Source organism: Metabacillus sp. 84 (assembly GCF_050107715.1).
In the GTDB taxonomy this organism is placed as follows: Bacteria; Bacillota; Bacilli; order Bacillales; family Bacillaceae; genus Metabacillus_B.
Genome location: NZ_JBNILN010000004.1, coordinates 179,803 through 206,588 on the forward strand (window position 1 = coordinate 179,803; position 26,786 = coordinate 206,588).

28 protein-coding genes are annotated in these 26,786 nt (G+C 45.0%); all 28 read right to left on the reverse strand.

All coding sequences use genetic code 11. The annotated features are described in order from the left end of the window. Positions 1-3: 3 nt before the first annotated feature. The 28 genes from ACQCV8_RS09855 to ACQCV8_RS09990 all read right to left on the reverse strand — a co-directional run bounded on the left by ACQCV8_RS09855 (position 4) and on the right by ACQCV8_RS09990 (position 26,594). The gene (locus ACQCV8_RS09855; RefSeq protein ID WP_426844448.1) at positions 4-2,235 is read right to left on the reverse strand and encodes a flagellar hook-length control protein FliK; all 2,232 of its coding nucleotides are present in this window, start codon (positions 2,233-2,235) and stop codon (positions 4-6) included. A gap of 2 nt (positions 2,236-2,237) precedes the next feature. Further along, entirely contained in the window at positions 2,238-2,819 is a 582-nt protein-coding gene (locus tag ACQCV8_RS09860; protein ID WP_426844449.1) for a MotE family protein, read from the reverse strand. A gap of 11 nt (positions 2,820-2,830) precedes the next feature. Continuing rightward, entirely contained in the window at positions 2,831-3,274 is a 444-nt protein-coding gene (gene fliJ, locus ACQCV8_RS09865; RefSeq protein ID WP_426844450.1) for a flagellar export protein FliJ, read from the reverse strand. Continuing rightward, positions 3,274-4,593: a flagellar protein export ATPase FliI gene (gene fliI, locus ACQCV8_RS09870; RefSeq protein ID WP_426844451.1), complete on the reverse strand. Its 1,320-nt coding sequence runs from the start codon at positions 4,591-4,593 to the stop codon at positions 3,274-3,276. Before fliI ends, fliJ begins: the two co-directional genes overlap by 1 nt. Further along, positions 4,590-5,339 carry a flagellar assembly protein FliH gene (gene fliH / locus ACQCV8_RS09875; RefSeq protein ID WP_426844452.1) on the reverse strand — a complete coding sequence of 250 codons (750 nt, stop codon included), beginning with the start codon at positions 5,337-5,339 and terminating at the stop codon, positions 4,590-4,592. Before fliH ends, fliI begins: the two co-directional genes overlap by 4 nt. Further along, on the reverse strand, positions 5,332-6,348 hold the full coding sequence (fliG, locus tag ACQCV8_RS09880; RefSeq protein ID WP_426844453.1) for a flagellar motor switch protein FliG: 1,017 nt from the start codon (positions 6,346-6,348) through the stop codon (positions 5,332-5,334). Before fliG ends, fliH begins: the two co-directional genes overlap by 8 nt. A gap of 12 nt (positions 6,349-6,360) precedes the next feature. Beyond that, complete coding sequence (fliF, locus tag ACQCV8_RS09885; RefSeq protein ID WP_426844454.1) at positions 6,361-7,953, reverse strand: flagellar basal-body MS-ring/collar protein FliF; 1,593 nt, start codon at positions 7,951-7,953, stop codon at positions 6,361-6,363. Between the two features lie 55 nt (positions 7,954-8,008). Then, positions 8,009-8,311, reverse strand: coding sequence for a flagellar hook-basal body complex protein FliE (gene fliE, locus ACQCV8_RS09890; RefSeq protein ID WP_426844455.1), 303 nt, complete (start codon positions 8,309-8,311; stop codon positions 8,009-8,011). A 12-nt stretch (positions 8,312-8,323) separates the two neighbouring features. Continuing rightward, positions 8,324-8,767 (reverse strand): flagellar basal body rod protein FlgC, encoded by a 444-nt coding sequence (gene flgC, locus ACQCV8_RS09895; RefSeq protein WP_426844456.1) that lies wholly within the window; start codon positions 8,765-8,767, stop codon positions 8,324-8,326. Between the two features lie 4 nt (positions 8,768-8,771). Next, positions 8,772-9,158 carry a flagellar basal body rod protein FlgB gene (gene flgB / locus ACQCV8_RS09900; protein ID WP_426844457.1) on the reverse strand — a complete coding sequence of 129 codons (387 nt, stop codon included), beginning with the start codon at positions 9,156-9,158 and terminating at the stop codon, positions 8,772-8,774. Between the two features lie 228 nt (positions 9,159-9,386). Then, complete coding sequence (codY, locus tag ACQCV8_RS09905) at positions 9,387-10,166, reverse strand: GTP-sensing pleiotropic transcriptional regulator CodY (RefSeq protein ID WP_426844458.1); 780 nt, start codon at positions 10,164-10,166, stop codon at positions 9,387-9,389. Positions 10,167-10,197: 31 nt separating this feature from the next. Next, a complete protein-coding gene (hslU, locus tag ACQCV8_RS09910) occupies positions 10,198-11,595 on the reverse strand; it encodes an HslU--HslV peptidase ATPase subunit (protein ID WP_426844459.1) in 1,398 nt (465 codons plus the stop codon). Positions 11,596-11,611: 16 nt separating this feature from the next. Then, positions 11,612-12,154, reverse strand: coding sequence for an ATP-dependent protease subunit HslV (hslV, locus tag ACQCV8_RS09915; protein WP_426844460.1), 543 nt, complete (start codon positions 12,152-12,154; stop codon positions 11,612-11,614). A 26-nt stretch (positions 12,155-12,180) separates the two neighbouring features. Next, the gene (gene xerC / locus ACQCV8_RS09920; protein ID WP_426844461.1) at positions 12,181-13,080 is read right to left on the reverse strand and encodes a tyrosine recombinase XerC; all 900 of its coding nucleotides are present in this window, start codon (positions 13,078-13,080) and stop codon (positions 12,181-12,183) included. A 60-nt stretch (positions 13,081-13,140) separates the two neighbouring features. Beyond that, positions 13,141-14,451 (reverse strand): FADH(2)-oxidizing methylenetetrahydrofolate--tRNA-(uracil(54)-C(5))-methyltransferase TrmFO, encoded by a 1,311-nt coding sequence (gene trmFO, locus ACQCV8_RS09925; protein ID WP_426844462.1) that lies wholly within the window; start codon positions 14,449-14,451, stop codon positions 13,141-13,143. A 58-nt stretch (positions 14,452-14,509) separates the two neighbouring features. After that, positions 14,510-16,582 carry a type I DNA topoisomerase gene (topA, locus tag ACQCV8_RS09930; protein ID WP_426844463.1) on the reverse strand — a complete coding sequence of 691 codons (2,073 nt, stop codon included), beginning with the start codon at positions 16,580-16,582 and terminating at the stop codon, positions 14,510-14,512. A 346-nt stretch (positions 16,583-16,928) separates the two neighbouring features. Then, positions 16,929-17,831 (reverse strand): DNA-processing protein DprA, encoded by a 903-nt coding sequence (dprA, locus tag ACQCV8_RS09935; RefSeq protein WP_426844464.1) that lies wholly within the window; start codon positions 17,829-17,831, stop codon positions 16,929-16,931. A 66-nt stretch (positions 17,832-17,897) separates the two neighbouring features. Further along, on the reverse strand, positions 17,898-18,803 hold the full coding sequence (sucD, locus tag ACQCV8_RS09940; RefSeq protein WP_426844465.1) for a succinate--CoA ligase subunit alpha: 906 nt from the start codon (positions 18,801-18,803) through the stop codon (positions 17,898-17,900). 17 nt (positions 18,804-18,820) lie between these two features. Further along, positions 18,821-19,981 carry an ADP-forming succinate--CoA ligase subunit beta gene (gene sucC / locus ACQCV8_RS09945; RefSeq protein WP_426844466.1) on the reverse strand — a complete coding sequence of 387 codons (1,161 nt, stop codon included), beginning with the start codon at positions 19,979-19,981 and terminating at the stop codon, positions 18,821-18,823. A gap of 163 nt (positions 19,982-20,144) precedes the next feature. Continuing rightward, positions 20,145-20,444: an EscU/YscU/HrcU family type III secretion system export apparatus switch protein gene (locus tag ACQCV8_RS09950; RefSeq protein WP_426844467.1), complete on the reverse strand. Its 300-nt coding sequence runs from the start codon at positions 20,442-20,444 to the stop codon at positions 20,145-20,147. Continuing rightward, positions 20,441-21,877, reverse strand: a complete 1,437-nt coding sequence (locus ACQCV8_RS09955; protein ID WP_426844468.1) for a hypothetical protein — start codon at positions 21,875-21,877, stop codon at positions 20,441-20,443. The genes ACQCV8_RS09950 and ACQCV8_RS09955 overlap by 4 nt, the downstream gene beginning before the upstream one ends. A 12-nt stretch (positions 21,878-21,889) precedes the next feature. Beyond that, on the reverse strand, positions 21,890-22,651 hold the full coding sequence (locus tag ACQCV8_RS09960; protein WP_426844469.1) for a ribonuclease HII: 762 nt from the start codon (positions 22,649-22,651) through the stop codon (positions 21,890-21,892). Positions 22,652-22,873: 222 nt separating this feature from the next. After that, entirely contained in the window at positions 22,874-23,731 is an 858-nt protein-coding gene (gene ylqF, locus ACQCV8_RS09965; protein ID WP_426844470.1) for a ribosome biogenesis GTPase YlqF, read from the reverse strand. A gap of 15 nt (positions 23,732-23,746) precedes the next feature. Then, positions 23,747-24,298 carry a signal peptidase I gene (gene lepB / locus ACQCV8_RS09970; protein ID WP_426844471.1) on the reverse strand — a complete coding sequence of 184 codons (552 nt, stop codon included), beginning with the start codon at positions 24,296-24,298 and terminating at the stop codon, positions 23,747-23,749. A 168-nt stretch (positions 24,299-24,466) separates the two neighbouring features. Next, positions 24,467-24,811: a 50S ribosomal protein L19 gene (rplS, locus tag ACQCV8_RS09975; protein WP_035411981.1), complete on the reverse strand. Its 345-nt coding sequence runs from the start codon at positions 24,809-24,811 to the stop codon at positions 24,467-24,469. A 141-nt stretch (positions 24,812-24,952) separates the two neighbouring features. Continuing rightward, positions 24,953-25,684 carry a tRNA (guanosine(37)-N1)-methyltransferase TrmD gene (gene trmD / locus ACQCV8_RS09980; RefSeq protein WP_426844472.1) on the reverse strand — a complete coding sequence of 244 codons (732 nt, stop codon included), beginning with the start codon at positions 25,682-25,684 and terminating at the stop codon, positions 24,953-24,955. After that, a complete protein-coding gene (gene rimM, locus ACQCV8_RS09985; protein WP_426844474.1) occupies positions 25,674-26,204 on the reverse strand; it encodes a ribosome maturation factor RimM in 531 nt (176 codons plus the stop codon). The genes trmD and rimM overlap by 11 nt, the downstream gene beginning before the upstream one ends. A 9-nt stretch (positions 26,205-26,213) precedes the next feature. Continuing rightward, positions 26,214-26,594 (reverse strand): YlqD family protein, encoded by a 381-nt coding sequence (locus ACQCV8_RS09990; protein ID WP_426844475.1) that lies wholly within the window; start codon positions 26,592-26,594, stop codon positions 26,214-26,216. Between the last annotated feature and the right edge of the window lie 192 nt (positions 26,595-26,786).

Below are 26,786 nucleotides of genomic sequence, written 5' to 3' on the forward strand. Positions count from 1 at the left end.
CTTTTACATTTCATTCGCCAGCTGCTCTAGAAGGGAATCTTCAAATGAACGTTCATCTGGATCTTCCTGCTGTCTTTGGCGCTGGGATGGTTCTCTTTGCCGTTCTCCTGAAGACTGCTGATGGTCATCTTGTTTCTGCGAAGAGGCAAATGATTGAACAACTTCAATTTTTTCCATTTGAATCTGCTGACCGGATAGCCCTTGCTTTAATTGGTGAATATGGGTTTCGATTGCTTCTTTAACGAGAAGGCTTGCGGCAGTGAACTTGGCTGACCATTTTCCGTCCGACTGCATAATTTCAATCCTCAGCTCTCCAAGCCTCTCTGGATAAAGCTTAAGAAACAGCTTTTCAGAAGACTGAAACGTTGAGAATCTGCTGTTAGACAGCAGTTTTTGAATTTGCTGAATCAGGTCTTGCTGGTTTACATTCCCTGCAGGTCCATCGGTTTTAACAAATAGTGAGAACTGCTCCACTTTCGGTAAAGCGCTTTGTGGGATAAAGGGTGATTTATCGGAATCTGTCACCTTACCCCCGGCTTCTATGGTGTCTTTCAGCTGAACTTGATCTGATTGACTAAATCCGGAAAGGGCAGATGGATTCAGGCCTTGTGCTTTATAAGGTGGAGTGCCAAATCTGTTTGCTTCAGCAGGAAAGCTAATGCCTTCCTTTCTATATCTTATTTGCTCAGCCGTTTGACCATCTTGCTGTCTTAAATCCGTTTGTACAGGCTGACTGGAATGCTGTATCGGCTGCAAAGTAAGAGGATGCTGCTGAAGGGTCCTGATGCGCAGGGGTTCCAGCACACCGGCCAGTCCTTCCGGCAGCTTGTTCAACAGTGACTGCAGTCCCGTATTTTCTGTAAGAAATGTCCCTTTCCACTGGGATCCGGTTTTAACCAGTTCTACCTTCAGTTCACCAAGATGCTCAGGAAATAGCTGAAAAACGAAGGTTTTATGAGCTTCTAAAGGCTGAAAAGGCAATCGTGTTATGCGCTGGCTGACTTGAGAGGTTAAAGCTCTTCCTACGTCTTCGCTGTTTGCTTCAGTCAAAGGGTAAGGAAGCTCAATCACACCGTCAGCAAAAACGTTCGTTGTATTTGGATTTTTGGTGATGCCGGTTTCTTCATTTAACCCCAGATTAGAAAGAACTTTGCTGTAATCAGCGGGTATTCTTTCTTCGTCTATGCGATTCATACTTAAACCAGCTTGCATATTCTCCATGCTGGTCTGGGCTGCCAGCATCTTAATGGCTGAAGGATATGCGGGATTCGCTTCGACAGCTGACATTCGTTTTCTTAATGTTGCTTCCCCATCATTTTGATTCATCTGGCTTCCCTTAAGCAGAACAGGCACTGAATATGATTGAAGCGGGTTATGCTTTGATCCAGCCGGCTCCTGTACTGCTTGAAGTTCACTCTGTGGTTCCGCACCGTTCAACAGCACTGGCTTTTGAACTTGGCTTTCCATAAGTACACCAATATCTAAGTACTGGTGACTAGTACTTGGCCCGTTTGCCCCTCTTGATGGGTTCTGAAACGGTTCTTCCCCAGAAGGATGCGAGGAGATTCCCGGCATGTCTGCAGGGCTATAGTTCTCTATAATGGCCCGCATTGAATCTTTGGGATTCATTTCTGGCCCTTCTATCACTTTTAACAGGTTCTGAAGCGGTTCTTCTCCGGAAGGATGCGAGGAGATTCCCGGCATGTCTGCAGGGCTATGGTTCTCTATAATGGTCCCCATTGAATCTTTTGGATTCATTTCTGGCCCTTCTATCGCTTTTAACAGGTTCTGAAGCGGTTCTTCCCCGGAAGGAATCTGGTTTTCCTTCCTTCCCTTCGACAGCCTTTCAGCCAGTGCATGGATATTGCTTGCGTTCCCATTCAGTGTTAGAACAGCAGGTTCAGGACTCTTTTCAGCAGCAGTGTAAAGCGTGTCCACGATGTCGGATAGAATGCTTTCCATGATGCTTTGATCTGGAACTGCAGCCTGATCTTCAGACTGTGAAGCTAGTTCTCCTTGAAGGAGATGAATGAGTTCGAGCGCTTCTGATTCGCTCAAGTGAATCGAGTGTTTTTCAGTTCCCGAGGAAGGATACTCCGGGCTTTTTTCCTGGCTAATGGCGGATCCTTTGATGGTAATCCCCAGATAGGCACCGAATGCAGATTCAGCAGGTTTTGATAGTGAAAGGCTGTTCGGTTGAACTGCTTGCTGCAGCTGCATAACAGCACGGATCATGTTTATTCACCTCCTTCAAAACTGGCCATCATTTCTGTATACAGTGCTGCATTTTCCGGAGTCATTTTTTCAAGGATGCCGGTGATCTGCTCATCCTTCATAGAGCTGAGTATGGTTTTTGCATCTTTTTCGCTCAGCAGGGGAAGGATTTCCGCTGCTTTGCCGGCAGACATTCCCTCATATAGCTTCGAAATATCCTTTTGGGCGGTTTTGCTGTTTTTGGCTTCTTCGATCTGAATTTTGAGGTCTTCCACTTCTTTAGTTAAACTTGCAATCTTTTTATCTTTTAAAAGGACATCATTTTCCATCGCTTTTATTTCCTGCTTTTGCTTGCTGATTTCATCTGTTAGGTCCTTATTGGGAGCAGCATCAGATTTTTGCTGATTCTTTTGGCCGGTGCTTTTTTCTGGTACATCCATTTCGGTTTCTTCACTTTTTCCAGCAAGCTGCATGACAGATCCGCCAATATCATATCCTGCCACTGAAAGGATGACCGCAATCAGGGCAATCGTAAAAGCAAGCGGGATCGAAATGACGAATATGAACCATTGCATCCACCCATATTCCTTTTTGCTTTCTTCCATATTTCCTCCACCTATATTTCCCGATACATGTACGATCGAATGGAGAGATCATCCATGTTCTTCGTCTCATTGTTTTTTTCCAGAACTTTAATTTTTTCAAAATCGCGTTCTTTCATTTTCTCAAACTTTCTAACCTCAGCATTGCTTTCCATCAGTACTTCCTGTTTATCCTGCATTCTTTTTCTGCTGATAAATACAAGCTTCTGATGATAATCAATCGCTTTTTCTAAATTGGTTACAAATTGCTGATAATGGCGGATTTCCTGGATTTGCATCCCGCTCTCGAGCTTTACCTTCGTATTTTCCTCAAGAACTTCTTTTTTCTTCATGGAATCGTATAGTTTTTCTGCGGCTGACTCAAAGTCCTGTACAGACCGGTTGTATTCCGAAAGACGCTGCTCCTTTTCATTTTCCCTTAGTTCCAGAATCTTCTGGAAACGAAACGCGTATTCCATCAGTTGTGATTCAGCTCCATTTTCATAAATAATTGGGTAACACTTTCTGCCAGTGTGACATTTTCATGTACTTCCTGCTTTAAAAAGCCCAGAATCTCAGGGTAGAGTCTAATGGATTCATCTATTTGAAAGGAAGAACCTTTTTTGTAGGCGCCAATGTTAATCAAATCCTCTGAATTGAGATAAGTAGAGAGGGATTCCCGGAGCTTGCCGGCAGCTTGCTTATGCTCTGAAGGAACGAGCTGATTCATGACCCGGCTGATGCTTTTCAGTACATTAATGGCCGGAAACTGCCCTTTGTTGGCAAGCTCGCGATCCAAAACAAAGTGTCCGTCCAATATTCCCCTTACCGTGTCTGCAATCGGTTCATTCATATCGTCTCCATCCACAAGGACGGTATAAAAAGCCGTAATGGAACCATTCTCGTTTGTACCGGCCCGTTCAAGGAGCTTCGGAAGGATTGCAAAGACCGAAGGCGTATAGCCTTTCGTCGTGGGAGGCTCTCCGATGGCAAGACCGATTTCCCTTTGGGCCATGGCGACCCTCGTTACCGAATCCATCATCAGCATGACATTCCTGCCCGTATCACGGAAGTACTCGGCAATTGCCGTTGCAGTATAGGCAGCCTTCATCCTCATCAAAGCTGGCTGATCTGAAGTAGCCACAACAACGATTGATCTCTTTAGGCCCTCGGGCCCTAAATCGCGCTCGATGAACTCCCTAACTTCTCTTCCTCGTTCCCCCACCAGTGCGATGACATTAAGATCCGCCTTCGTATTTCTCGCAATCATTCCCATCAGCGTGCTTTTCCCGACGCCGCTTCCCGCAAAAATTCCTACCCGCTGACCTTTTCCGACTGTGAGCAAAGAATCGATTACCTTCACCCCGACCTCCATCGGTTCATTGATCGGAGGCCGCTTCATAGGATTCGGAGGAGCCTGGTCCGATGGAACATACGACAGCCCTTTTGGAAGCGCGGCATCATCGAGCGGCATACCGAGTGCATCAAGAACGGTTCCGATCAGCGGAACACCGGCTCTAATTCTAAGAGGCTCTTTCGTCGCCTCGACTATGCTTCCCGGTGAAATATCTGAAACGGGGGAAAAGGGCATGAGCAGGATATTTTCTTCTTTAAACCCGACTACCTCGGCCGGTATTTTTTTAATTTTTCCTGACCCGGTGTGGATGTAGCATAAATCCCCTATGGAGCTGGCGGGGCCTCTGGATTCAATCATTAAGCCGACTACCCTTTTCACCTTGCCGTAACGCTTATAGGAATCAAGCATATCAATTGTATTCAGCAGGTCCGCTGCTTTCATGAGGATCCTCCTTCACCTAGTCTTTCAAGAAGCTGCTGCTCCAGCTGACTCAGCTGGGTTTCGACAGAAGCATCAATCCGTCCGAATGAACTTTCAACGTAACAGTCAAAAGAAGAAAGGCTGTCATCCATATAAAGAAATAATTCCTGTTCAGTTGTGAGAAGCTGTTTTAGCTCTTCTTTCTGGGAACGCACATATTCATAGCGGTCTGGATGAACAAATATTTTGATTTCATCGTAATCTTTGACTTCCTTTAAAAGCTGCTTAACCATCTCTTTCATCTTATCGGGGTTGTCTTCCAGGATCGATCCAATCACTTTTTCAGCCATTCTTGCAGCAAGGGAGACGATGGTTTCCTCCGAAGAAGCGATTCTTTCCAGGTAGTCCTCTCTGGATAAGGATACTAGCCGATTCGCTTCCTGAATGAGTCCTCCCATTTGTTCCAGTCCATCTTGCCTGCCGTAATTCAGCCCTTCCTTATAGCCTTCTTCTCTTGCTTTTTCCTCCAGAACGAGCCGTTCCTGCTCCCAGCTGCTCTTTTCAGCTTCCAGAGCCAGTCGCATTTCATCTGCTTCTTCTCTTGCCCGGCAGATCAGTTTTTCGCTCATCAATCTTGCGTTTTGAAGGAATTCAGGCTCTTCACTCTTTTCCTGGAAGAATAGTCTTTCGTCCATTTTAATGATGGGCACCAGTTCAGGAGAAACCGCTTGTTTCAAAGAATATCGGGACTTGATCAGCTTAGACAATGATATCGTCTCCTCCGCCTCTGGCAATTACAATTTCACCGTTCTCCTCAAGACGTCTGATCACACCGACAATCCTCGATTGGGATTCTTCAACATCCCGTAATCGGACCGGCCCCATATACTCCATTTCTTCTTTGAATGTTTCGGCCATTCTGGTAGACATATTTTTGAAAACAATGTCTCTTACTTCTTCACTCGCCACTTTAAGAGACAGTTTCAGATCTTCATTGTCCACATCCCGGATTACGCGCTGAATCGCCCGGTTATCAAGAGTCACAATGTCTTCAAAGACGAACATTCTCTTCTTAATTTCTTCAGCCAGTTCCGGGTCCTGTATTTCCAGAGCATCGAGAATGGTTCGCTCTGTACTGCGGTCCACGCCGTTCAACACTTCCACTACTGCTTCCACCCCGCCGGTCTGAGTATAATCCTGCGTAAATGCAGAGGAGAGTTTCTTCTCAAGAACCTGTTCGACCTCATTGATGATTTCAGGGGAGGTTCTGTCCATAACGGCAATCCGCCTTGCAATATCTGCCTGGACTTCCTGGGGAAGCTCAGACAGAATCTGACCCGCCTGCACCGGATCCAGATAAGATAGAATCAGAGAAATCGTTTGCGGATGCTCGTTTTGGATAAAGTTCAGTATTTGCGTTGGTTCTGCTTTTCTGGCAAAATCAAATGGCTTTACCTGCAGCGTAGAGGTTAACCGGCTGATTATTGATACTGCCCGTTCCTCGCCCAATGCCTTTTGAAGCACTTCTTTTGCATAGGCAATGCCGCCGGATGAGATAAAATCCTGAGCCATTGCGATTTCATGAAATTCTTCTACGATATCTTCCTTTTTTGAAGAATCCACTGTCCGGACTCCGGAAATCTCAAGCGTGAGTCTCTCAATTTCCTCCTCGGAAAGATGTTTATAAACAGAAGCTGAAACGTCCGGTCCCATGGAAATAAGGAGTATGGCCGCTTTTTGCTTTCCGGATAACTTTGTTTGATCTCTTCTTGCCACGTCCGTTCCTCCTTAATCCTCAGAGAGCCAGGTTCTGAGCAGCTTCGCAAAATCTTCCGGCTTTTCTTTTGCTAGTTTTTCGAGCTGTTTCCGTCTTACATCGCCTTCAGTTTCACTGTCGTTATTTACATCAGGCACATGAAGCGGCGCAGTCGTTACAATCTCCTCGTAATACTCTTCATCATTCGTTTTTCTTTTTCTGAATAAGAGGATGATCAGAAGAATGATAACCGCCAGCAAAATGCCGCCTGCGACATACACCCAGATTGGAATGCCGGCAGATTCCGTACTTTCAAGCGGCTGAAGCTTTCCTTCAAAGGGCTGAACGGATACGACAATTTTACTTTCAATATCCTCGTCTGAGATGGGTTCAGCATTTTCTTCCTTATTTATGGAAGTCCGCACGATCGCTGAGAGCATTTGTCTGATATCCTCAACCCGCTCCTCCGGAATAGATTCCGGATTTTCAGGGTTAGGCGGCTCGACCATCACTTGTATTCCCAAATCCCTTATTTTATAAGGACTCTCTGTAATTTGTTTTTTAATGCGGTTTACTTCATTGTTTATCCGCTCTTCAGTCCGCTCGTAATCGCCCTCTCCATTCCGGGCAGATTCTTCATAGTTCGGAATATCGCCTTCATTTGTGCCTGCTGTACCGCCGGCTGCCTCAGCCCCATTTCCGGTATAGGCTTCAGTAATCCTTTCGGCGCTGACCTGAATGCCCTCCATGTTTTCTTCATCTACAGGCTCTACGAGATTTTCTTCCCGGTTTTCCTGAGTGAAATCCAGGTCTGTTGTAACGGAAACGACAACCTTATCCTGGCCGATCATGGTTCCAAGCATTTTTTGAACCTGCTGCTGCAAATCACGCTCTATGCCGTTCTTAATGTCATATTGTGTGGCAAAATTGCTTACCGCCGGGTCGCTGTCTTTATTTTTGTCAAAGTAATTAAAGTTGTTGTCCATTATGACGATATTATCAGCAGGAAGGTTCGGTACACTCTTGGATACGAGATGATAAAGAGAGTCCACTCTCGTCTGGTCCAGATTGGTACCCGGCTTCATAGTCACCACTATGGAAGCAGATGCCTGTTCTGCTTCCTCCCCTACAAACACCGTTTCCTGAGGAAGATTAATCATGACACTCGCATCACGGACTCCCTCAATTCCTTTAATAAGGTTGGATAGCTCCGTTTGAGTAGCCTTCAGCTTTAACACATCAAACTCATTATCTGTCATTCCAAACCCTACATTTTGACCGAAAAAGGAATAATCAATCGATCCGCTTTCAGGAAGCCCTTCTGCTGCCAGATCAACTTTAAGGCTGTTGACCATTTCAGCTGGCACGAGAATTGAAGTGCCATTATCGGCAATTTCAGACTGCACGCCTCTTCCATCGAGTGTTTCCTTAATCTGACCTGCTTCTTCAAGTGTCAATTCATTGTAGAGCGGAACCAGGTTCGGCCTTGATAAAAAGAAGCCCAGCACAGCGATTGCTATGACCGCTCCCAGAAACCCCCCAATGATCATCCCTTTTTGCCCTTTTGACTTGCTCCTCCAGTATTGGAGGATTTTCTCACCCGCATTTCTTATCTTTTGATTCATTCTTACTGTTCCCCCGGTTCTGATGACGACTCGTTAAAAGGCGGCAATAGTCATCTTACATTTGCATACGCATGATTTCCTGATATGCTTCTATCGCTTTATTTCTCATTTCTACAGCAGATAACAGGGTCACGCTGGCTTTTTCTGCTGCAATCATGACATCCTGCAGTTCAACATTCTGGCCGTTCGCAAGTGCGTTTGTCATGCTATCTGATTCCAATTGTGTCCGGTTTACTTCATTCAAGGCATTCTTCAGCATCTCTCCAAACTGGCCAGGCTGTGTTCCCCCTGCAGACTGAGCTGAAGGGCCTGATGGCGCGATTGCCTGAAGAGATGCGGGGCTAATTCCGTTGATCATCCTTGTTCATCCTCACTTTCCGATTTCCAATGCTTTGAGAAGCATGCTCTTGGAAGCGTTAAAGACGGTCACATTTGCTTCATAGGAGCGGGTGCTGCTGATTAAGTCGGTCATTTCTTTCAGCGGGTCTACGTTCGGCATCCGCACGTAGCCCTGATCATCTGCATCAGGGTGAGCAGGGTCGTAAACCAGTTTAAATGGCGATTCATCTTCGCTGATTCTAGTCACTTCCACTCCGCTGCCAGCCATTCCGTTTCCGGCTCTTGAAAGCATGGACGAAAAGCTGTTTTTTTCCTTGACTTCAACCATTTTCCGCTGATACGGCTGCCATTCTCCATCCACAAGCTTTCCTCTTGCGGTCTCCGCATTGGCGATATTGGATGATACGACATCCATTCTAAGCCTTTGGGCTGTAAGGGCAGATGCGGCAGTGTTTAATGTGTTAAAAATCGTCATATGTTTACCTGCCTCCTGTTAAAACGGTCTGCAATGATTTGAACTTTCCATTAAGCCTGTCGACCAGGGCATTGTATTGAATTTGATTTTTTGCCAAATCCGCCATTTCCGAGTCAATGTCTACTCCGTTGCCGTTTGCGTGATAGGCGCTGTCCTTGTTTTTTATGACGGCTCCTCCAGTAGAGGTTTTGGAAAAATCGATATGTCTCACATCTGTTTTGTTCGCCTGTATGTTGGAAATTTCCCTGGTTAAAAGGCTGCCGAAGGAGACTTTCTTAGCTTTAAAGCCTGGAGTATCTGCATTTGCAATGTTATTTGATATAACTTTTTGCTGTATATTGGTTGTTTTGAGTGCATTTTCAAGAGTTGTCACTGTATTCGAAAAAAGCAATAACCTAACCCCCACAATAGTTCTAAGACATTCGTATGTTGTTCATGTCGAAAAATGTTAAATCTATACTGTTATTGTAGTGATATATGGGCTTAAAGTCTATGAAGTTCTTGTAAATTTTCGTGCTTATATTGTTCTATTTTTTGAACGGGACTTTAGTCCTATAAAACATAAGTATTTATGCTCACATAAATAAAAAGACACTCCATTATGGAGTGTCTTTTTTCGTTAATTTGATTTTAAACGTTCCAATTCCATGAGAAATTTGTCATTAAGCACTTTTATATACGTCCCTTTCATACCAAGAGAACGCGATTCAATCACACCTGCACTTTCCAGCTTGCGCAGTGCATTTACAATTACTGAACGGGTAATTCCAACACGGTCAGCAATTTTACTTGCTACCAGGAGTCCTTCACTGCCGTTCAGTTCTTCAAAGATATGCTCGATTGCTTCAAGTTCACTGTAAGAAAGAGAGCTTATAGCCATTTGCACGACAGCCTTGCTTCTTGCCTCCACTTCAATCTCCTCGGCTTTTTCCCTTAAAATCTCCATTCCGACAACGGTTGCCCCATATTCACCCATAATCAGGTCATCATCCTCAAACTGAGCTTCTAAGCGGGCAAGGATCAGCGTACCGAGCCTTTCTCCTCCGCCGATGATTGGGACAATTGTCGTTAGCCCGTTTTTGAACAGGTCGCGGTTTTCAACAGGGAAAGCCGTATATTCACTGTATACATCCAAATTTGATGAAGTTTCTGATACCTTAAATAAGTTTTTTGTATATTCCTCAGGGAACTGTCTGTCTTCAAGCATCTGTTTCATCCGCTCATGTTCAATTTGCTGATTAATGGCAAATCCGAGGAGCTTGCCTCTTCTGCTGACAATAAATATGTTTGCTTCAATTACTTCACTTAGTATTTCTGACATTTCTTTAAAGTTAACCGGTTTTCCGGCCGCTTTTTGCAGCATTGCATTAATCGTTCTCGTTTTCTCTAGTAAAGCCATGATTGGGTTTCCTCCTAAAAATAATCAATCTCTATAAGATAAATTGGCTTAAATCTTTATTGTTTGCGATTTTCCCCAGTTTTTCTTCAACATATTGCGGGGTAATCGATATTTGATCCATCGTAACGTCCGGAGCTTCGAATGAAAGATCTTCGAGCAGCCGCTCCAGAATGGTATGTAGTCTTCTTGCTCCAATATTATCTGTATCCTGATTGACATGGTATGCAACATCTGCAATCTTACGAATAGCATCGTCAGAAAATTCAAGTTTTATACCTTCTGTTTCCAGTAAAGCCTTATATTGTTTAAGAAGAGCATTATCCGGTTCGACAAGAATCCTTACGAAATCCTCTGCAGTCAGCTTCGTCAATTCCACCCGGATTGGAAATCTCCCTTGAAGCTCAGGGATTAAATCAGATGGTTTGGCCATATGGAATGCTCCTGCTGCGATAAACAAAACATGATCTGTCTTGACCGGACCGTATTTGGTTACGACCGTTGAGCCCTCAACAATAGGAAGGATATCACGCTGTACTCCTTCCCTTGACACATCAGCAGAGCCGCCGCCGCTGTTCTTTTTGGCAATTTTGTCTATTTCATCAATGAAAATAATTCCGGACTGTTCTGCTCTCGAAACGGCTTCCTGAGTCGCTTCTTCCATATCAATCAGCTTTTGTGCTTCTTCATTCTGTAGAACTTTTCTGGCTTCTTTAACCGTAAGCTTCCGCTTTTTAGTTTTTTTAGGCATAAAACCGCTGAGTGCATCCTGCATGTTCATGCCCATCTGTTCCATACCCGAGCCCTGCAGCATATCAAACATGGACGGCTGCTGCTCTTCCACCTCGACCGTTACATACCGATCTTCCAGCTCACCCATTCTGAGCTGGTGATCCATTTTCTTTCTCCGTTCAGCCAAATCCGAGTCATCATCGTAGGATGTTTGCTGCTCCTGGGTCTGGGTGCCTCCAAAAAGCATTTCGAAAGGATTTTTGTTTTGCTGGTTTTTCTTCTTGGATGGGACGAGAAGTTCAACAAGGCGCCGATTGGCATTTTCTTCCGCTGAACCTTTCACTTCACTCATTTTTTCTTCCTTCACGATGCGGATGGAACTTTCCATTAGATCTCTGACCATGCTTTCAACGTCTCGTCCTACATAGCCTACTTCTGTGAATTTTGTCGCTTCGACTTTAATAAAAGGTGCTCCGACAAGCTTAGCGATCCGTCTCGCGATTTCCGTTTTTCCGACTCCGGTAGGTCCGATCATTAAAATGTTTTTAGGAACGACTTCATCCTTTAGGGAATCGGTTAACAGACTTCTTCTGTAACGGTTTCGGAGGGCAACTGCTACTGCCCGTTTTGCATCATTTTGTCCAACAATGTATTGATCCAGGCGTTCAACAATTTGACGGGGTGTTAATTGGCTTTTCATCTTTACCAATCCCTTCCTACAGCTCTTCTACAATCACATTGCCATTTGTATACACACAGATTTCTCCAGCAATCCGGAGTGCTCCTTCAGCAATTTCCCTTGCAGTCAAAGTCTCGCCGCTATAGCGTTTCAAAGCTCTGCCGGCCGATAGAGCGTAATTTCCTCCAGAACCGATAGCCAGGATCCCATCGTCAGGTTCAATGACTTCTCCGGTTCCGGATATGAGAAGCAGATCTTCTTTGTTCATAACAATCAGCATTGCCTCCAGGCGTCTGAGCACTTTATCGCTCCGCCACTCCTTAGCCAGTTCCACTGCTGCCCGCTGAAGATTTCCATTATACTCCTCCAGACGGCCTTCAAACATCTCGAATAAAGTGAAAGCATCGGCAACTGAACCTGCAAATCCCGCGACAACTTTCCCGTTAAATAATCTGCGTACTTTTCTTGCCGTATGCTTCATTACAACAGCATTGCCGAATGTGACCTGACCGTCTCCAGCCATCGCCCAGCCGTCATTATGGTGGATCGCAAAAATTGTGGTTGCATGGAATTCGCCCATATTCAATTCCTCCTCTAATAAACAGGTTATGCTCTAGGATGATGAGACATATACGTCTTCTTCAGCTGGTCCTTAGAAACATGTGTATAAATTTGTGTGGAGGATAGATGGGAATGCCCCAGCAGCTCCTGAACACTTCGCAAGTCTGCGCCTTCATTTAAAAGATGGGTAGCAAACGTATGACGAAACATGTGCGGATGAATATGTAGGTTTGCAGATGATTTCTTAACCAATTCGTTTAAAATATGCCTGATTCCGCCGGGTTTCAGCGGATTGCCTCGGCTGTTGACAAAGATGGACTCACTATCAGCCGTGTTTTGAACAAGCTTTTTTCTGCCGTCATTCAAGTACAGCTCTAATGCATCCTGTGCAAAGCTTCCGAATGGGACATATCTCTGCTTGCTCCCTTTGCCTGTTACTAAAATCGTTCCCATAAACAAATCTGCATCCCGGATTTTCATGCCCGCACATTCGCTTACCCTTATCCCTGTTGCGTAAAGCATTTCCAGCAGGGCCTGATTGCGCTGGCCCAGGGGGGTGTTCAGATCTGAAACCGAAAACAGGAGCTCCAGTTCCTGTTCGTAAAGAAAGTTTGGAATTCTCCCTTCTTTCTTCGGCAGAGATACGAGAGCAAACGGATTTTCCGTCAGCAGCTTTTCACGGTTGAGAAACTTATAGAAACTTCTGAGACTTGAAATCTTTTTGGAGATGGTTTTTCTTGCCAGTTTACTTTGATGAAGTCTAGTTAGATAGAGCCTAATATCCTGGTAGGTGACAAGATCTAGACCAGCAATCCCCTCTTCCTGCATAAAAACAGAGAATTCATCAATATTTGCAGTATAATTCACAATTGTATATTGTGAATAGTTTTTCTCAATTTGTAAATATTCTACGAACAAAATTAAACATTTCTTAACATTTTCCATTTCATCACCTCACAAGGGCGATTAAATGTTATCACATTGTAACCGCCCTTGCAATGAATATTAAATTGTTTTCGAAATTTTTTGAATTGTTTCCAACGCTCTTTCTGCGTACGCTTCATACCGGTCTTTTTTAACTTTTATCCGTTTAGGAAGCTCCGGGAGAATGCCAAAGTTGGCGTTCATTGGCTGAAAGTTATCTGGGTTGGCATTTGTAATATAATTTGCCATGCTCCCGAGCGCTGTTTCTGCCGGGAGAACGACGAGCTCCTTGCCAAGAACGAGATTTGCCGCATTAATACCGGCCAAAAGGCCTGACGCAGCAGATTCTACATACCCCTCGACTCCGGTCATTTGCCCTGCAAAGAACAGGTCATCCCGGTGCTTGGACTGATAGGTTGGCTTTAAGAGGTTCGGAGAATTGATAAAGGTGTTGCGGTGCATTACCCCGTAACGGACGATTTCAGCATTTTCAAGTCCCGGGATCAGCTTAAGCACCTCTTTTTGAGGGCCCCATTTTAAATGTGTCTGAAAACCGACAATATTATAGAGGGTGCCTGCGGCATCATCCTGCCGAAGCTGGACAACAGCGTAGGGCCGCTTCCCTGTTTTGGGATCTTCGAGTCCTACCGGCTTCATCGGTCCGAAAAGCATCGTCTTCTTGCCTCGTTTTGCCATAACTTCAATCGGCATGCAGCCTTCAAAGAAAATTTCCTTCTCAAATTCTTTTAAAGGAACGGTTTCAGCTTCTATAAGCGCTTCGTAGAACCTGTCAAATTCCTCTTCATTCATCGGACAATTTAAATAGGCTGCTTCCCCTTTATCATAGCGTGATTTAAGATATACCTTTTCCAAATCAATGCTCTCTTTTTCAATAATCGGAGCTGCGGCATCATAGAAATAGAAATAATCTTCTCCAGTCAGCTTCTGCAGTTCATCCGACAGGGCTTTTGAAGTGAGGGGGCCTGTTGCGATGATGGTTGGCCCTTCCGGTATGCTCGTCACTTCTTCATTTCTGACTGTCACATTCGGGTGGTTTTTCACCCGCTCTGTCACAAGACCTGCAAATTCATGCCTGTCTACAGCCAGTGCTCCGCCAGCCGGAACCGCACAGTCGTCAGCAGATTTTATAATGACAGAGTTCAAATGCCTCATTTCTTCTTTTAACACACCCACCGCATTGGTCAGCGCATTTCCTCTCAGAGAGTTGCTGCAGACAAGCTCTGCAAACTTATCTGTATGATGGGCCGGAGTTTGCTTAACGGGTCTCATTTCAAATAAATGAACGTGAACGCCTCTTTCTGCCAGCTGCCAGGCCGCTTCACTTCCGGCCAGGCCGGCTCCAATTACATTAACAACAGTAGTCTGATTCATTTTCGTTTTTCCTCCCTGCAGATGCAAACAAAAAGAAGGTGAGCAAGAGGGCTCACCGTTACTTTTGCTGCTCTTCTTTGTAGTCACAGGCCGTACACTGGACTTGAACACCCTTTTTAAGCTTTTTCTCAACAAGCATCGCTTCACAGCGCGGACAATTTCTTGCAATCGGTTTATCCCAGGAAAGGAAATCGCATTCAGGATACCGGTCACAGCCGTAAAAAATTCTTTTTTTCTTGGATTTTCGTTCCACCACATTGCCCTTCTCACATTTTGGGCAAGGGACTCCGATATCTTTAACGATTGGTTTTGTGTTCCGGCAATCCGGGAAGTTGGAGCATGCCATAAACTTGCCGTAGCGTCCCATTTTTATAACCATCGGATTCCCGCATTCTTCACAGTCGATCCCGGCATATTCAGGCTTGATCTCGACCTCTTCCATTTCCGTTTCTGCGATGGTGATCCGTTTTTCGAAGTCCTTATAAAAATCATCAATGATTTTTACCCATTGGATATGCCCGTCTTCCACTTCATCGAGACTGTTCTCCATTCTCGCGGTAAATTCAACGTCAATGATTTCAGGGAAAAACTCTACAATCAGCTCCAGAACGATTTCACCGAGTTCGGTTGGGATAAACCGTTTGTTATCAAGTGATACATAGCCCCTTTTCTGAATGGTATCAAGAGTTGGAGCATATGTAGATGGACGGCCGATTCCAAGCTCTTCCAGCGTTTTAACAAGCCTCGCCTCTGTGTACCTTGGTGGCGGCTGTGTAAAGTGCTGCGCAGGTTCAATATCTTTGGAAAATACTTCATTGCCTTCCTTCAGATCAGGCAGGTAGCGGTCCTTCTCTTCAACCTGATCGTCATTCCCTTCTACATACACTTTCATAAAGCCCGGGAACTTAACCTTTGAACCGGTCGCTCTAAAGATAACTCCGTTATTATCCAGGTCAACGCTCATTGTGTCAAGCACAGCAGATGACATTTGGCTTGATACAAAGCGTTCCCATATCAGCTTATACAGACGGAGCTGATCGCGGCTTAAATACTCCTTCATAGAGGATGGATCTCTTAATGTAGATGTCGGACGAATCGCTTCATGAGCATCCTGAGCATTGGAGTTTTTCTTAGCTGTTTTTTTCATGCCAAGATACTCTTTTCCGTATTGCTGCTCGATATATCCAGAAGCTTCAGTCTGGGCCGTTTCTGAAATCCTTGTGGAATCCGTTCTCATATAAGTGATCAGCCCGACAGTTCCTTCCTTGCCAAGATCGATTCCTTCATATAATTGCTGGGCAATCATCATCGTTTTCTTCGCTCTGAAATTTAATTTCCTGGCTGCTTCCTGCTGCAGGGTGGATGTGGTAAACGGGACAGCAGGATTCCGCTTTCTCTCTTTCTTCGTCACATTGGCCACTTCAAACGAATGGCCTTTTAGACGTGCGGTCACTTCTTTTACATCATCTTCAGTTTTGAGCTCCCGTTTTTTCCCGTCTATGCCGTAAAAAGACCCTTCAAACTGGTCTTTCCCCTTAAAAAACTGGCCCTCGATGCTCCAGTACTCTTCTGGAGTAAACGCGCCGATTTCTTTTTCCCTGTCAATAATCAGCCGGACAGCAACAGATTGAACACGGCCTGCGCTTAACCCTTTCTTGACCTTCTTCCAGAGAATCGGACTGATTTTATAGCCGACGAGTCTGTCAAGAATTCGTCTGGCCTGCTGGGCATCAACAAGGTCCATATTAATGGCTCTTGGATGTTTAAATGATTCTTTGATGGCATCTTTTGTGATTTCGTTAAAAACAACACGGCAATCTGAATGGACGTCAAGGTCAAGGCTGTGGGCAAGATGCCATGCAATCGCTTCACCTTCACGATCCGGATCGGCTGCGAGATATACTTTCTTTGCTTTTTTTGCCGCGGATTTCAGTTCTTTTAATACATCGCCTTTTCCGCGGATTGTAATGTACTTTGGAGTAAAGTTCTGTGTTACATCAACCCCGATTTGGCTTTTCGGCAAATCACGGACATGTCCCATAGAGGCTTTCACTTTAAATTTTTTCCCTAAATACTTTTCAATTGTTTTTGCTTTTGCAGGTGATTCTACAATTACAAGGTAATCTGACATACTTATGTCCCCCTCAAGAGGTAATCTCTCTCTTTGTATGTTACATGCAGCGGGATGCGATTAGATTTCCGCCCGCTGATTCCACTGGCTCATAAATGCAAAATACACGCCTTTGAAATTCCCGCGGGGCCCTGCCCTGCATATAGCTGTTTTTCACTGACGCTTGCAGGGCTGCCCCTGCTTTCCTCGGACTTAAAAAAGCGAATTATTGTCTGTTTCTTGAAATAAGCGTTTATAAAAGCTTAATGTAAGCATTTTTATTATTTGAAGTTAAATCCCCACTATTATTAAATATATATCATGCGTTTGTCAAACAGTAATTTCCGGTCCTCTGGTATTTTATTCCTTAATTCGGATGGATTGTCTCATTATTAACACCTGCAAACTCTTCAAGAATGTCCCGGTAATTCATTACAAGCTTTGCACCATCCTTAATCAATTCATTCGTTCCGTCCGAGGTGCTATCTGAAATTTTCCCCGGGATAGCAAACACTTCTTTCCCCTGTTCCAGTGCAAATTGCGCTGTTATCAAAGAGCCGCTGCGATGCTTGGCTTCCGGAATGAGCAGTCCTGATGACAAACCGCTGATCAGCCTGTTCCTTTCGGGAAAATGCCATTTTTGCGGCTTCATAGCTGGCGGATATTCAGACAGCAGCAGATGATTTTTACTGATATCCTGCGCAAGTTTTATGTTGGAGCGGGGATAGATATGCTGGAATCCCCCACCGAGGACTGCTATTGTTTTCCCTCCGTTATTAATTGCAAGACGGTGGGCAGCAGCATCAATCCCTTCTGCAAGGCCGCTGATAATGACGAATTTTTTTTTAATTAAGGGAACGAGAACTTTTGTAAGGGAGTCGAGTCCGTATGCTGTGCATGCTCTGGATCCTGCGACTCCCAGGGAGTGCTTCTGTAGCAGCAAGGAGACATCTCCTTTATAAAAAAGCAGGACTGGGGGATCTGGTATTTCTTTTAATCCGCGAGGGTAATATGAATCATTCATCGTCAGAAAGGAGACCCCTTCTTTTTCTAAGTTTTTCTGAATGTAAGCGGGCTCCAGCGATCGAAAATCTGCAGTAAATGCGCTTGAGGAATTTTGGGAAACCAGTCCCAGTGATAGGTAATCCGAAGGCTTTAGGCTAAGGAGAAGGCTTTTGGAAGGATCAATCAAGTATAGCTTTCTCAAGTTTGCAGGACTCAGTCCCCGGCAATGAGAAAGAAGGAGGAGTTTTTCTGTAACCGCGTTCACACGAGCACCCTTTCTGCATGAAATACGAATAAAAACGGGTGCGCTGCACCCGTTTCTACTATTTAATTATGAATGTGTTCTGCAGCTCTCATATATTCCTTTTTCTTTTAGAACAGATATGAGCGTTTCTCCCATGACTGAAGGCGTGTCCGCTACTTGGATGCCGCAAGCATTCATGGTTTTAATCTTTTCTTCTGCTGTTCCTTTGCCGCCGGAGATAATCGCGCCGGCATGCCCCATCCGCTTTCCTGGAGGAGCTGTCTGCCCGCCGATGAACCCTACTACCGGCTTTGTCATATTGGCTTTTACCCACTCTGCGGCTTCTTCTTCCGCTGTTCCGCCAATTTCTCCGATCATGATGACAGCATAAGTCTCAGGATCATCGTTAAAGGCTTTTAGCACATCGATAAAGTTGGTGCCGTTCACCGGGTCTCCTCCGATTCCAACAGCAGTGGACTGGCCGATTCCAGCCTGTGAAAGCTGATGAACAGCTTCATATGTAAGTGTTCCTGAACGGGAAACAACTCCCACATGGCCTTTCGTATGGATATATCCCGGCATAATCCCGATTTTACACTCATCCGGTGTGATGACACCCGGGCAGTTAGGACCGACCAAACGCGTCTTTTTGCCTTCCATGTAGCGCTTAACCTTGACCATATCCATGACCGGGATATGCTCTGTAATACAAATAACAAGGTCAAGCTCTGCGTCTACTGCTTCCATGATGGAGTCAGCTGCAAAAGGCGCTGGAACGTAAATGACGGATGCATTTGCACCTGTTTGATTTTTTGCGTCAATCACTGTATTAAATACCGGCACTCCTTCAACCTCTGTGCCGCCTTTACCAGGCGTAACTCCGCCCACAATTTTCGTGCCGTACTCAAGCATCTGCTTCGTGTGGAACAGAGCTGTTGATCCGGTAATACCCTGAACGATTACTTTTGTATCTTTATTAACGAAAACACTCATTTTCTCCCCCGCCTTTCTTAGCCTACTAAAGAAACGATTTTTTGAGCTCCATCCGCCATGGACTCAGCTGCTGTAATATTCAATCCTGAATCTTTTAGAATCTGCTTGCCCAGGTCAACGTTTGTTCCTTCAAGGCGGACAACCAATGGAATTTCAAGGCCAACTTGCTTTGTAGCTTCCACTACGCCCTCTGCAATGATGTCGCACTTCATGATACCGCCGAAAATGTTGACGAAGATTCCTTTAACATTCCGGTCGGACAAAATAATCTTGAACGCTTCGGTTACTTTCTCAGCCGTCGCACCGCCCCCAACATCAAGGAAGTTTGCGGGTTCTCCGCCATAGTAGTTGATAATATCCATTGTAGCCATCGCAAGTCCGGCTCCATTAACCATGCAGCCGATTTTTCCATCTAATGAGATGTAGCTCAGATCGTATTTCGATGCTTCAATCTCCTTCGCATCCTCTTCATCCAAATCTCTGTACTCGAGAACATCTTTTTGACGGTATAAAGAATTCGCATCGAAATTCAGCTTTGCATCAAGCGCCATTACTTTGCCGTCGCCTGTAACAACCAATGGGTTGATTTCTGCAATTGAACAGTCTTTCTCAGTGAACGCTTTGTATAAGCTCATCATAAATTTAGCCGCCTGGCCCACAAGCTCACGCGGGATGTTAATGTTGAATGCGATGCGGCGCGCCTGGTACATTTGCAGACCGACTGCCGGATCAACGGATTCTTTAAAAATTTTCTCAGGTGTTTTTTCTGCTACTTCTTCAATTTCTGTTCCGCCTTCTTCTGAAGCCATCAGTACGACTCTTGAAGAATCACGGTCCAGCACAAGACCCACATAATATTCCTTTTTAATGTCGCAGCCTTCCTCAATAAGTAAACGCTTGACTTCTTTTCCTTCAGGACCCGTCTGATGAGTAATCAGCGTTTTTCCTAAAATATCACTTGCGTATTCTTTTACCTCATCCAGATTTTTCGCAACCTTTACCCCGCCTGCTTTACCGCGGCCGCCTGCATGAATCTGTGCTTTTACCACAGTTACCTGTGTTCCCAGCTCTTTTGCTGCTTCAACTGCCTCTTCAACAGTGAAAGCCACTTTTCCATTTGGTACTGCGACCCCATATTTTCTGAGGATTTCTTTTCCCTGGTACTCATGGATATTCATTTCCCATCCTCCTAACCTATGTATCAGCTAAATTAGACTGCGCTTTCATTTTATAAAATAGTTGATTGGTTGTCTACCATTCCACTCAAAATCTTTAAATCCTTCAAAAGATTCGTAATTTTGAAGTGAAAATTATTTTTGTGAAAATATAAAAAATGTAGGATTAGGTTTCTTTGGAATGCTTTGCTTTGCTGTCGCCGGCACTTCTGTCCAGTTCATATAAATAAGCAAATATTTCAGCAACTACGGTATACAGCTCTTCTGGAATTTCCTGCTGGATCTCAAGCATATGCAGAAGGGTGGCAAGAGATGGGTCTTCTTTGACAGGTACACCAGCCTTGGTGGCACGGCTGATTATTTCATCCGCAATCAGGCCCTGTCCCTTTGCCGTTACCCTGGGCGCTTTCTGGCTTCCGTTTTCGTACTTAAGAGCAGCTGCCTTTCTCTTTCTGGAATCACTCATATCGTCCAATCGTATCCTTTTCGGGCAGAATGATGAGGTGCTGCCTCATCCAGCCCTTCTTTTATTAATTTCTTAAAAGCAATACCGGAAAACGTATAGGGAAGGTTCTCAAACCTGGTTTTAAGCAAGGCATTTGCAGCGGGAGTCACAAAGGACATATCCGGTTCGGTGCTCACCGTTGCTGAGACAATCCGGTTTTGGATGTGGACATCCGCCATAACCGGTCCGAGACTGGATAGTTCGAGATAAAAGACAAGACGGCAAAAAGCAGGATCTATCGAATTGTCCGGGTTTTTTCTTAATTGAAAGCTTATTGAAACATCAGAACCGATCCGTTCATCCTGAATAGGGTAATGGTGCCATACGGCAGCGAATCCGGGCTGATCACTCTGTGCCAGCTGGTAGCCATTCAGTCTTGCTGCAAGCCTTTCTGATGCTTCAGCAGCGGGCCCTTTGCCGTTAACCGCCTGCTCAAGCAGCGTTCTGAATGTTTCACCGGATGCTTCCCCTAACCCCAACGTCTCTCTTAAAGCAGAAAACAGCCGGATCCACTCTTTAGGCTGGGATAAGACAGCCAGCTCTTTAGCTTTTTCTCTAAGCCAGGATTGTTCTTCCGTGGAGAATAAAACCTCTTTTGAGCCGGGTGCCAGAGCAAGGCGGATCTGCTCTTCCGGAGGAGGATTCCCTTCCGCTTTTCTCAAAATTCCATCAGCCACATGATCGGGCTTCCTGAGAAGGCTTGCCTGACGGACCATATCCAGCAAATGCACAGCCTTTCTCTGATTGGTCAACGATAAGACGTTCTCGGTCATTTGCTTTAATCCCAATTCCGCTTGTGAAGGGTTAGGCTGCTTCCCCAATGCTGCGGATAAAGTCTGCAGGCTGTCTTTTATTGAGCCGCCTGACCTTGTCTCAAGCATTGCGGACAAAATTTCTTCTGTGACAGGCAGCTGTTTTTCAAATACAGCCGCAGCTGCTGACAGCCCATGAGGTTTTAAGCTCTCTGGCAGGCTTATAAGCCATTCTCCGGCTTTGCGCAATTCCTCTGCTGAAAAGGGGATATTTCCTCTTAGAAGGTGCTGTGTCAATTCTGAGTGCCTTTGCAGCACTTGGGAAAGGCGGCTGCTGGTTCCTGCAGAATTCAGGAGACCGGTATTTGAAGCCTGCTCCGAGTACTCGAGTTTTTCTAAGACTTTCAAAGCCAAAACAGATTGTTCCCTCCCTGAAGCCTGAAAAATATAGACAGCGCCTTTTGTAAGCGGAACATCCGCGTGGGCGAGCAGTTTGCGGTCTCCAATCTGGACTAATGCCCGCTGATTAGGATATAATTCCACTATTTTTCCTGAAGCGATCTGTCCAGGCTGCAGCGGCATGCGGGCATGCGGTCCGCTGCCTGAAAATGAAGGAAGACTTGAGAGTATCCGATCCAACATCTTTCCCTCCCATTAAAGAATTTCTTTTACAGGGCTAAAGGTTTTCCGGTGATGAGGAGTAGCTCCGTGCTGCCTTAGAGCCTGTAGATGCACCGCTGTTCCGTAGCCCATATTCCGGTCAAAACCGTAGCCGGGATAGGAATGCGACAATTTTTTCATTAAACGGTCCCGCGTCACCTTCGCGACGATTGACCCGGCAGCGATGGAAATGCTCCTCGCATCCCCCTTAATGATCTTTTCCTGCGGAATATCCAACTCAATTTCCATTGCATCTATCAGCAAATAATCAGGACCCATCTGCATGTCTTCAACAGCAAGCTTCATCGCTTTCTTAGCAGCCTGGTAGATATTGATCCTGTCAATTTCTTCTGCGTGCACAATCCCGACTCCGATGGCAAGTGCTTCTCTTTCAATGACCTCGAAAAAGAAATCCCTCTTTGTTTCTGACAGCTTTTTCGAATCATTGAGCCCTTCCAGATAAAAATCCTCAGGTAAAATAACGGCTCCTGCAACAACAGGTCCTGCAAGCGGTCCGCGTCCTGCTTCATCAATACCGGCTATGGATGTAAAACCTTTGGACCGGGCTGCATTCTCAAATCCTTTCAGTTCTTCAAAAACGAGTCTCAGTTCCTGCTTTTTTTGCAGCTTACGTCTGTGCCGTTCTGCCAGTCTTCTTACTGAAACCCTGCTATCCTGAAGCAGCCTGCTGAGCGAAGGATCGTGAAGACAGTCGATCCCCGTAATGATGGATTCTATTTCCTTTATCGTTTTCATATTGATCTTCCTTCATATGTATTATCGGGAGTGCTCATCAAAAATAAAGAGTTATGCAAAAAAGCAGGAGAAAAGACTGCCGGCCGGCTTATTTCTCTTTTTAGCACACAGCCCGGCTGTCCTTCTCCCTTTCTCAGCCCAAAATAAAAACCCAAGACTGCATAATATGGCAGCGTTCTTGAGTTTTCATTTTAAAGCATTTTTTAGGCATGGCGAAAAATTTTATCCGATTTCTTCCCCAGGTCTTTCAAATGATAGGGGGCCCATTTTTTCAGAACGGATTTCTCTCAGGACCAGCTCTGAGGTTTTATCGTAATCAATCATTCCTCCGCTCATCATGCAGCCCCTTTTAACCGCGATCTCATCAAAGAGAGGAACGATTTCTTCCGGTATACTCTCAAGCCCATAGCGTTCCTTGAGACGTTCCGGATAATGTTCTTTTAAAAATTGCAAAGCATAGACAGTTATATCCTGCAAGTTTAATATGGTATCTTTAATCGCTCCTGTTACAGCTAATTTGTATCCAACGAGCTGATCTTCAAATTTTGGCCAAAGGATACCCGGGGTATCAAGCAGTTCAATTTCCTTCCCGACCTTTACCCACTGCTGGGCCGTCGTCACACCTGGCCGGTCGCCTGTCTTCGCCATATTTTTCTTGGCGAGCCTGTTGATGAGCGTTGACTTTCCGACGTTCGGAATCCCAATAATAAGTGCTCTGATTGCTCTCTGCCGGACCCCCTTCGCTTCAAGGCGCTCAAGCTTGTCCTTCAGAACAGCTTTGGATAAAGGCAGAATATCCTTTAATCCTTTTCCGGACTGGGCATCAAGCGGCAGCGCATGCATTCCTTTATCTTTAAAATAAGCGAGCCATTCCTTTGTAACTCTGGCATCTGCCATGTCCGCTTTATTCAGGAGAATAATCCGTGGTTTAGATGAAATGATTTCATCAATCATCGGGTTTCTCGATGACAAAGGGAGCCTTGCGTCTACCAGTTCATACACTATATCAATCAGCTTCAGCTTTTCCGTTACCTGCCTTCTGGCTTTAGCCATATGGCCGGGAAACCACTGTATCGCCATACTTACACCTTCCTTTTACTTCACAATACGCATATCCGGAAGCGGCCAATAAACAATTTTGGCTTCCCCCAAAATCTCTGCAACAGGCACTGTTCCTATATGCCGGCTGTCTTTGCTGATCCGCCGGTTATCTCCCATTACAAATACATGCCCTTCAGGAACTCTCTTTCTTCCAGTCACTTCTTCCAGAGAAAAGTTTTCAGTGAGCGGAGGATCTATGAGCCGTTTCTTGTATTCTTCAAGGTACGGCTCCGCAGCGGGCCTGCCATTTATGTATAGCTGGTCCCGCTTATATTCAATTGAATCACCCGGCAGTCCGATGATCCTTTTAATGTAATCTTCATCCTGGGATGCATGGAAAACAACAATCTGAAAACGCTCTGGGCCTGACAAAGAAAACCCCGCCTTATTGACGATCATCCGGTCGAATGGATTAAGTGCCGGAAGCATGGATTCACCATCTACAACTACTGTTGAAAATAAAAACTGGCGGATGATGACTGCAATAATAACGGCCAGTGCAATTGCTTTGAGCCACTCAAAAAACTCTTTTCTTTCCTTTGTCAAACAGCTCACCATCCCAATCTTCAGCTAATTCTATTTTTACACAGTTTGGGTAAGTTAAAACCTGGATCTTTGATGGGGAATTTGAGGGCTGTGACCCTGTTGCTATTTTATGGATAATTACAGACTATAAAAAAAGAGCTTGTTGCTTTAACAAGCTCTTTCTCTAATTTATCGGATTTCTTTAATACGGGCTTTCTTACCGCGCAATTCACGCAAGTAGTAAAGCTTCGCACGGCGTACTTTACCGCGGCGTACAATTTCAAGATTAGCGATTTTTGGCGTGTGTACCGGGAACGTACGCTCAACACCGACACCGTAAGATACTTTACGGACCGTAAATGTTTCGCTGATTCCACCGCCACGACGCTTAATCACAACACCTTCAAAAAGCTGGATCCTTTCACGTGTTCCCTCAACAACCTTAACGTGTACACGTACAGTGTCACCGGGACGGAACGCAGGAAGATCAGTTTTAAGCTGTTCTTTTGTGATTTCTTCAATTAGTTTTTGCATCGTATTCAACTCCTTCCAACAGATGCTCATTCCAATCTTACTATTGCAGCGGAACATCTTAATAAGGTATGCAGAAAATAAATCTCTGCAAACCACAAAAAATATCTTACCATATTCTTATAGCAGCATGCAACTGGTATCTCAAAGCTTTTTAAGATTTTCGATGTATTTCTTTTGTTTATCTGTAAGACTGTAGTTCTCGAGCAAATCAGGCCTTCTTTCAAAGGTCCTTCTCAGTGATTCTTCTTCCCGCCACTCATCAATCAGCTTGTGATTGCCGGATACTAACGTGTCAGGAACCTTCATTCCCCTAAAATCTGCCGGCCTCGTATAGTGGGGGTGCTCAAGCAGCCCGGAGCTGAAGGAATCAAGCACCGGTGAATCTTCATTTCCCAGTACTCCCGGCAGCAGCCTCACAACGCTGTCTGCAATCGTCATTGACGGCAGCTCCCCTCCCGTCAGAACAAAATCCCCAATGGAAATTTCGTCCGTTACGAGATGCTCTCTGATGCGCTCGTCGTAGCCCTCATAATGTCCGCAAATGAAAACGAGATGATTGGCCTTCGCGAGCTCCTCAGCCTTCATCTGGTTAAATCGCTCACCCTGGGGACAAACAAGGATGACACGGGGATTCGCGGGAGAGGAATTTCTGACAGCCTCAACCGCATCAAAAATCGGCTGGGGCTTCAGCACCATCCCTGCCCCTCCGCCGTACGGATAGTCATCGACCGTCTGATGCTTGTTGTCAGCATAATCCCTGAAGTTGATTACGTTAAACTCGACAGCCGATTTTTCCTGTGCTTTCTTCATGATTGAGTGATGGAGAACCCCTTCAAACATTTCAGGAAAGATGGAGAGAAAGTCAATCCTCATCTTCGATCAAGCCTTCCATCGGTGTGATGATAATTCTTTTCTCAGACGGATTGATTTCCTTTACTATTTCCTGAATATAAGGAATCAGCACGTCCTTTCGGCGCGGACGTTTAATCACCCAAACGTCATTTGCACCAGGAGTCAGAATTTCTCTAACCGTGCCAATTTCTTTTCCTTCGTCTGTATAAACAGTGCAGCCGATAATTTCATGAAAATAAAATTCGTTCTCATCAAGCTCTGATAATTCAGACTCCGGAATCCTGATCGCCATTCCTTTGAGCGGTTCTACATCATTAATATTCGGATAGCCTTTAAAGGTAAGCAGATCAAAGCTTTTGTGCTTTCGATGGCTCTCAATTTCAACTTCCAGAGGCTTTGGATTTTTTTCTCCAAAAATAAAAATCTTTTTGCCGGGCTTATAGCGTTCATCAGCGAAATCTGTTACAGATACCACCCTGACTTCTCCGCGAATCCCATGTGTATTCACAATTTTTCCAACATTAAACCATTTCTCTTCCATCCTGTCACCTCAGCGAATTTCGGTAATGATACCATCTGTAATAATGATGCTCCGTTCAGCAGAAGAGCTTGTCCATGAATCTCCTATACCAAGCTCGACCAGCGCCTGAACCTCTTTTTCCTTTAGCTCACTGCCCAGTGGCAGAGTGTGAAGCTGGTCGATTTGAAATTCGACCATTTTGATTTTATCCTTGCGTTTTTCGATTTCTTTTTTATATTGCTGGCGCATTTCATTGCTGATATTGGTTTTCTCAAGTTTTTTGAGCTGAAAATATAGCTGGTCGCATTCTCTGTTCAGCTGCTCCATCGTCGAGCTGAAACCGTCCAGAAGTTTTGTTTTGCTGCCTTCTGTAAGCACCTGCATAACTGACACCGTCTGCAAGATTTTCACTCGTCATCCACCCTTCAAACTCATTCTCTTTATTTTATCATTTTTTCCATTAAATAAAAAAGATTGCCTTGCACTCTTCCTAAAAGACTGGCAATGGCATGGTTGAGGGTGTTAAGAGGCATCAGGCTCATATCGGCCAGTGTTACAGCTGGCTTTTTCCCACACTCCGCAGTCACTAAAAAGGACGGGGCT